This is a genomic window from Vibrio sp. 10N.222.55.B11 (genome assembly GCF_041473705.1).
GTDB lineage: Bacteria > Pseudomonadota > Gammaproteobacteria > Enterobacterales > Vibrionaceae > Vibrio > Vibrio crassostreae_C.
On sequence record NZ_JBFRST010000088.1, the window covers coordinates 1 to 1,806 of the forward strand.

Annotated in this window: 1 protein-coding gene; it reads right to left on the reverse strand. The window is 46.6% G+C overall.

What is annotated here, in order from left to right:
- Positions 1–1,283: group II intron reverse transcriptase/maturase (gene ltrA / locus AB4503_RS23765; RefSeq protein ID WP_102572641.1), on the reverse strand; the 1,283-nt coding region annotated here is incomplete at its 3' end.
- Positions 1,284–1,806: the final 523 nt, after the last annotated feature.

A 1,806-nucleotide genomic window follows, 5' to 3' on the forward strand; every position in this document is an offset into this window, starting at 1 on the left:
TTCCTAAGGTAATCATTACTCAGTGCTTGCTGTATCCCAGGTGTTTTCGAACTTCGCCACGGCCCTTTGCTTGTGATACCACAACCAACGGCAGTTTGGATCCAGACTCCGCGTTTAAGTAAGTTTTGCACCTTTGTCCGTGGTTTACGCCACTGACGCCAGTAGCACATACGTACTCGTCGACGTATCCACTGGTCTAAATCGACACACGCTTGATAAGCGTTAGCGATGCCAAAGTAATTAATCCAGCCTTGCAGGTATTGCCGTAGTTTAAATAATTGATAACTCATACTGACACCCCAGTTTCGGTTTGTGAGTCGCCTTATCTTTTGTTTCAAAATACGTACCGTTTTAGCGTGCCACTGGATCTTACCTCGGGAAAAGGTGAAACCAAGGAACTTGCTTTGAGCTACCTTAACCACTTGGCTTTTCTGTTCATTAACAACCAGTTTTAACGTCGTGGCGAGGTAGTGAGTAATGCTCTTTAGCACGCGGACTCCCGCTCGTTGAGACCTCACCAGAATAATGAAGTCGTCCGCGTAGCGGGCGAATTGATGCCCTCTGTTTTCCAGCTCTTTATCCAGACTATCCAACATAATGTTTGATAGTAATGGCGAGAGTGGACCACCTTGAGGCACACCTTCCGAGCTTGCTTCAAATTGGTCGTTGACCATCACACCGGCACGGAGGTATTTACCAATAAGCGCCAGTAGACGCTTATCCTGTATCTTTTCCTTCAGTTGAGTCATCAAGAGATCATGATTAACTCGGTCAAAGAATTTAGACAGGTCAACATCGACAGCAAATGTTCGTTTCTGTTTAATGGTATCCCGTACTTTCAGTACCGCTTGTTTGGCATTTCTATTCGGCCTAAAGCCAAAGCTGTTAGTCGAAAAGAAGGGGTCAAACAGGGGGGTGAGTATTTGAGCAATGGCTTGCTGTATCACTCGATCAATAACGGTAGGGATCCCCAATTTGCGTTTACCGCCATCGGGTTTATCAATCTCTACACGTCTGACCGCTGAGGGTTTATATTCACCGTGCTCTAATTGAGATTTACATTGCTGCCAGCCCCCTTGTTGTAGCCAAAGCGGGAAGGCGTCGATGGTCATGCCATCGATACCTGCCGCACCTTTGTTGGCTTTAACTTGACGCCATGCTTGCTGTAAATTTTCAGATCGGAGCAATTGAGTGAATAGATCGCTGTTGAAGGATGGTTGCCTATCATTACGCTGTTGATAGTAATCGCCTGTCGGCGTAGTGGGTATCGACAAGTTTGACAAGACTCCTCCTTCTTCTAAATGTTCAGGCCTTCACCTTGTCCCAACCATTACGATGGGCGTTTGGCTACTATGCCGTCTGCTGACTTCTGCTTAATCACTTAACGAGTTACCTCGTAAAGCGCTATCGTTGTTCATCGGTTTCGCTCGCGTGAGTTGATGATGCTCACGCGCCAGGCCTGTTGAACCAGAGGCCAAGCTGGTTAGGTTAACAATCGCTTGTTAAGCAGATCTCCCCAGATAAGGACATGGACTTTCACTGCACAACTGCATCATTTACGGTGGTCATTAAATCACTTGGCTTCGTCGTCTTGTGCCAACTCGCCTCTGACCTACGCCTAGTATGATGTTCTTGTTCATCAGCTCGCAGTTTTGCTCGCGGCTTCCTTCAGACCATTCCTCGCGGAAAAGCCCTTGCCATTCGCTAGTAGTTAACATTTAATATCAACAAGTTGATGATTAAATGGTGATTTTCCTACAGAGGACTCTCACCTCATTAGTTCATACCCATGCTGGGCGTACACAA